Source organism: Mesotoga infera (assembly GCA_011045915.1).
Classification (GTDB): Bacteria; Thermotogota; Thermotogae; order Petrotogales; family Kosmotogaceae; genus Mesotoga; species Mesotoga infera_D.
Genome location: DSBT01000118.1, coordinates 1 through 5,850, shown reverse-complemented (window position 1 = coordinate 5,850; position 5,850 = coordinate 1). Strand labels below are relative to the sequence as shown.

General features: G+C 48.7%; 5 protein-coding genes. All 5 read left to right on the top strand.

What is annotated here, in order from left to right:
- The first annotated feature begins 240 nt into the window (after positions 1-240).
- Genes ENN47_04030 through ENN47_04010 form a run of 5 tightly spaced genes read left to right on the top strand, consistent with a single transcriptional unit; the run spans position 241 to position 5,097 of the window.
- Complete coding sequence (locus tag ENN47_04030) at positions 241-1,242, top strand: LacI family transcriptional regulator (GenBank protein HDP77349.1); 1,002 nt, start codon at positions 241-243, stop codon at positions 1,240-1,242.
- Positions 1,208-2,062, top strand: coding sequence for a hypothetical protein (locus ENN47_04025; protein HDP77348.1), 855 nt, complete (start codon positions 1,208-1,210; stop codon positions 2,060-2,062). The genes ENN47_04030 and ENN47_04025 overlap by 35 nt, the downstream gene beginning before the upstream one ends.
- A gap of 3 nt (positions 2,063-2,065) precedes the next feature.
- Complete coding sequence (locus ENN47_04020; GenBank protein ID HDP77347.1) at positions 2,066-3,340, top strand: ABC transporter substrate-binding protein; 1,275 nt, start codon at positions 2,066-2,068, stop codon at positions 3,338-3,340.
- A 33-nt stretch (positions 3,341-3,373) separates the two neighbouring features.
- Positions 3,374-4,267, top strand: a complete 894-nt coding sequence (locus tag ENN47_04015) for a sugar ABC transporter permease (GenBank protein ID HDP77346.1) — start codon at positions 3,374-3,376, stop codon at positions 4,265-4,267.
- Positions 4,264-5,097: a carbohydrate ABC transporter permease gene (locus ENN47_04010; GenBank protein HDP77345.1), complete on the top strand. Its 834-nt coding sequence runs from the start codon at positions 4,264-4,266 to the stop codon at positions 5,095-5,097. The genes ENN47_04015 and ENN47_04010 overlap by 4 nt, the downstream gene beginning before the upstream one ends.
- The last annotated feature ends 753 nt before the right edge of the window (positions 5,098-5,850 follow it).

Genomic DNA, 5,850 nt, shown 5'->3' with positions numbered 1-5,850 from the left:
TAATTAGGGAAGAAAGAACGAGTGTTTTCCAGATATCTGGACACAGCGATAACTTAAGCGAATAGCTCATAATCGACACCAGAGTCTTCCTCAGTAAAGATTTCCGCTATATCTCCCTTCAGACAAAAATAATCGACCCTCTTTCCTCTCTAGAGGACTTCGTTTCAGGTAAAGCAAGATGGTATTCTGTCTTTGAGTAATCGATTACGTAATCGATTACTTCGAAAAGGAGAAGTGGAGATGTCTGTAAGAATTAAAGATGTAGCGCGGAGGGCGGGCGTTTCGACTGCCACAGTTTCAAGAGTCTTGAATAACGTTTCCACAGTCAGTGAAGAGAACCGACAAAGAGTCCTCGAAGTGGTTAAGGAGATGGGCTATAGTCCTAACGTTTTGGCCAGAGGTTTCAGAATGAAGAAGACGTTCACCGTGGGCATGGTCCTTCCCGATCTATCCAATCCGCACTTCCCATTGATGATGAAAGGCGCAGAGGAGACTCTCCGCAAAAACAATTACAATCTCATAATCGCCAATTCAGATGGAAAGCTTGAATTCGAGAGTGAAGCAATAAATACGCTTCTTTCAAAGCATGTCGACGGAATCCTATTCATTGGATCCGGTTACAACAGGGCAGTTGAAACCTTGATAGAGGAATCTGGTTGCCCGATTGTGCTGTTAGGAAGACGCTGGTCCAAGACTCTTCCATCCGTTTCCATAGACAACTTCAGCGCCATGAAGCACGTTTTTGATCATCTCTACTGCGAAGGCCACAGGAGTTTTCTTTATCTTGGCGGTCCAGAAGATGTCTCGAGTTCAATAGATAGAGAGGAGGCTGCCAGGGCCGTCGGTCAGGAATACTCCGGTGTGGCGGTTAAGATAACGAGAGGACAGTTTACATACGAATCCGGTTATGAAAGGGCGTTCTCCGAGCTGTCAGATCATGGAAATAGTTATGACGCAGTCGTCTGTGCAAACGATCTTATTGCCTTCGGCGCTCTTGTGTCATGCAAGGCTCTTTCAATCGGAGTTCCAGAGGAAATATCGGTTACCGGGTTCGACAACATCTTCCTTTCGGCCCAGTTCACTCCGGCTCTGACTACTCTCGATCAGAACACATACGAAATCGGAAGCAGAGCTGCGATCCTACTGCTGCAGTACATTAGCGGCGAGAGAAAGAACAAGATTTCTTTTCAACTCGGGACCAGGCTGATTGTCAGAGAATCTTCAAGGGCGAGAGGGAAGTGATTTCGTGAAAGCCGCAAGGCTCGTCGTCATAGGGGATCTGCATGCCGGACCCGACAGGTCGTCACTCAAAGGAAGCCTCGTTAACGGTCTCCTGAGCGAATGGATCGACTTCGTTAACGAAAACATCCAACCGGACGCGATTGTCGATCTAGGAGACAGACTGAATCCAGTAGACAGGGATAGCGATACCAGAACGCTTGGAGAGATATCCTGCATACTGGCCAGGTCTAAGTGCCCGGTGTACTACATTCCTGGGAACCACGATCTGGACAATCTCACTCGTGAGGAACATGAAGAAGCAATAGGCAGCAAGCTTGGCAACCGATCCGTAGTGGTGAAAGGATTACGTTTGCTGCTTTTAAATACGCAGGACCCGGTTGTTCAGGGTGTTGGAGGAATGGTCTCGGATGAAGCTCTCCGATGGCTGGAAAAGGAGATTGCGGCTTCTTCGGAAAAGATAGTCGTTTTCACTCATCAGACATTAGATGAACAGCCTCTCAAAAGGAATGTCCATTTTGAGAGCATCGAGAATCTTGCCTACGTCGAAAACAAGCGGGAGTTGCTCAGGATATTTGAAAGAGGCGGAAACGTAATCGCCGCAATAAACGGCCACGTTCACTGGCCAAGCATTGCGTTCGAAGAGGGAGTTCTTTACGTCTCGGTTCCCTCGTTCACAGACACATGGAATCAACTGAGGAGCATCCCGGGATCGTTTACTTTGATCGATTTCAGCGGAGAAGAGGTAATCGTAGAGAACCATATGTTTAGACCGTCTATACTCATGGGTCGCTTCAGAACAAACCGCAAAAAGGAGGGGTAAGAGATGAAACTCGGTTTCAAGACTTTCTTAGTGATCTTAGTTTCACTTGTGCTTATTGCAGGAACAGCATTTTCGGTAACCAACCTTAGATTTTTCTTTCCCGTTCAGGTAGCCGGAGCGCTTGCCGTTCTAATGGATGGAGTCGTTGAAGATTTCAACAGCGAGCATCCAGATATCTTCGTCGAGCCGATTTACAGCGGAAATTACGACCAGACAATGCAGAAGGCTGTAACAGCCGCTCAGGGAAAGAACCCGCCAGATGTTGCGTTACTTCTCGCCATCGATATCTTCTCGCTTCTTGACATGAATCTTATCGAAGACATGGACCAGTTCCTGGTGGGAGAAGACGCGAACTTCACAGAACCTTTCTATGCCGGGTTCCTCGAGAATTCGATGATCGACGGTGTAACATGGAGCATACCATTCCAGAGAAGCACGCCGATCTTCTACTACAACAAGGATCACTTCAGAGAAGTGGGACTGGATCCGGAAAATCCCCCGAAGACGTGGGAGGAATTGCTTGAGGCAGCTAAAAAGCTGACGATAAAGGATTCGCGCGGCAACGTTACTCGCTGGGGCTTCGAAGACATTACAGACGATACATGGACGATTCAGGCATGGATTCTTCAGGCCGGCGGGAAGTACGCGAATGAAACGGGAACGGAGTCGTACTTCGACACGCCCGAAGTTGAAAAGGCCGTTGAGCAATGGACCTACATGGCCAATGTCGAGAGAGTAATGCCAAGGCACCGAAGCTATGGGGCCGCATCCCAGGACTTCGTTGCCGGTGCCGCATCGATGATGTTCAATTCTACCGGTAGTCTCAGCTTCGTGAAGAGCTCGGCCACATTCGATTTTGGAGTGGCCCCGCTTCCTGGAGAAGCCAAGACAGCAGTTCCAACGGGAGGTGGAAACCTCTACATCTTCAAGGGAATTCCCGAAGAGAACAAGGAAGCCGCATGGACCTTCGTCAAGTGGCTCAGCAAACCCGAGAACTCGGCGAGGTGGAGCATAGGTACGGGATACATACCGGTTCGCAAAGACGCCTTCGAAACCGAAGCTCTCAAGGAGTTCGCGGAAGGATTCCCGTACATTCTTGTAGCAAGAGATCAGCTTGACGTCGCCAGAAGAGAGATGGCCTTCCACAGTAACTCGCAGATTAGGGAGGTTTTCTTGACGACTCTTCAGAATATCCTCGATGAGAGAGTGTCAATCTCCGCAGGGCTGAATCAGCTGCAGGAAGAAGTTGAAATGATTCTTGCTCCATTCAAGCAATAAGAGCTAAATTAACATTGCCGGGAGGTGTGTAGATTGAAGACGAAAACGAAAAAGAAGATTCTGCCATGGCTCTTTATCGCGCCGACATTCTTTTTCCTTGGCATGTTTACATACTACCCGGCATTCAGGTCTCTCTTTCTGAGTTTCATGAGAATGAACATGGCAACGCCAGAGCCGGTATTCACGGGCCTCGACAATTTCAAGAGAGCCTTCTCGACTCCGTTGTTCTGGCAGGTAGCCGGGAACAATCTCTTCTATGCATTTGTGACGGTCCCCATTACCATGGCTCTGGCGTTGGCTCTTGCACTTCTTGTGAACCAGAAGATCTTCGGCAGTTCTTTCTTCAAGACCACCTATTTCTACCCCAACGTCATACCAATGGCTGCCGCTTCGATGATCTGGTTGTACATCTTCCTTCCAGGCTACGGGTTTTTGAATTACCTTCTAGGTAAGATAGGCATCCCTAGCATAGAGTGGGTAAGCGACAGCAGGTTTGCCATGTGGGCTTTGATTATCGTGGCCATCTGGAAGAACGCAGGATACTATATGGTCATATTCCTCGGTGGGCTGCAGCAGTTACCGACAGAAATCTATGAGGTCGCTACGATAGACGGTGCCTCTGCCTGGCGCAAATTCTGGAAGATAACCTGGCCCTTGTTATCACCGACAACATTCTTCGCATTCATAATCGCGGTTATAAACTCCTTCCAGGCGGTCGATCAGATCTATCTCATGACGAGAGGCGGTCCAGCAAACACTACGAACATGTTTGTATACTACATCTATCAGGTGGCCTTCAAGTACTGGGACTTCGGATATGCCTCGGCACTGACCGTGATACTCCTTGTGCTCTTGTTGATATTCACAATGCTCGCCTTCTTCTTCATGGAAAGGAGAGTCTTCTATGAATCGGGTGAGAGACTATGACGAAAAGAGGAAGAACGACTAAATGGGTCTCGATCGCGTTGATGATAGTCTTTGCCGTGATTCTCGCTTTCCCGCTCTATTGGATAGTCGTTACGGCCTTCAAAGAACCGACCGAAGTCTTTTCGATGATTCCAAAGTGGCTTCCCGAAAAGTGGACTCTAGACAACTTCAAAGAGGTCTTCAACATAATCCCTTTCGGGAGGTATTATTTCAACACGATTCTCTATGCCTTCGGACTTCTCGCAGTGCAACTCATTACTGTGACTCTCGCCGCTTACGCGTTCGCCAGAATGGATTTCAGATTCAAGAAGATTCTCTTCATGATTCTGCTTGTGCAGCTCATGATCGCTCCACAGACGCTCATAGTTCCGAACTACATGACGATCAGCAATATGGGCCTGCTAGATACGAAGACTGCCATTGCGCTTCCGTATGTGGCCTCTGCAATCGGCGTCTTCTTGCTGAGACAGGGCTTCGCAGCAATCCCTAGAGAACTGGAAGAGGCGGCGACTATTGACGGCTGCGGAACCTTTAGGTTCATGATCTCGATAGCCATCCCGCTGCTTAAACCGACCTATCTTGCCTTCACGCTCATTAGCGTGACTTATCATTGGAACGAATTTTTCTGGCCCTTGATAGTAACTGACAGCGTCAAAGCCCGCACATTGACAGTCGGCCTTGCGATGCTTGCGGAGGCCTCAGAAAGTGCGGCTGCCTGGACTTTGTTGATGGCAGCGACCTTGCTCGTTATACTACCACTAATTGTCTTTTTCGCTATTTTCCAAAAGACATTTATATCAAGCTTCATGCAATCCGGAATGAAGGGGTGAGTCTGGGCTTCCGAAAGGACCGGGGTCGGGGGTTGGAAAGAGGGGAATAAGATGCAAGGTTGGCTTCGACAGGAAGCGAGGCTCGCTGGCGCGAGGAAGCGTTGCCACCTTCGGTGGGACGCATTGCACTGAAAAGCATCAGTGGATGCAAGGCTGGCGAAGACCACGCCGGGTCGCAATGCCCGGAGAAGTATCCGGGGACGCAAGGCCCGCTTCGCGGGGATGAAAACTCTTGGAGAGCAAAAGAAACTAGTTCGCAGTTGAACGGTTCTCCGTTCTCCGAAAAAAACCTGTTCTTCGTTCCAGAGCGAGGATCTGTTCTTCGTTCTTGGTTAAGATCAAAAACCACAAACACGAGATTTTGAATGGAGTTCAGAATGACAAGATGCGGCAGTTTCAGAAAGAACACCGAAATGCTCTTTGATTCTATCGAAGGACGGGTCCAGGATTTTGGACGAAGTACCAAGGACGGCTCTTCCCCAGCTTACAGCGGTACTTAGATGCGAGATCCCGTGCAGAGACATCACGGGATGACCCTGAACAGGTTCATTTCAGGGCAGGCTCAACATGATGATGAGAGTTTTTTTTTGCTTTCCGTTATTCTGACATGCTTCTGGTAAGAATCTCGATCTTTGAAACAGTTGCAAGTTGTAAGAGCAAAAGCCAATAAATTCTATAAGTCTTTTGAAATGCTCTTCTCGGTGGACGGCGGACCGTTGACGGACAACGTTGTCTTCGTCAGCGTTCAGCGGC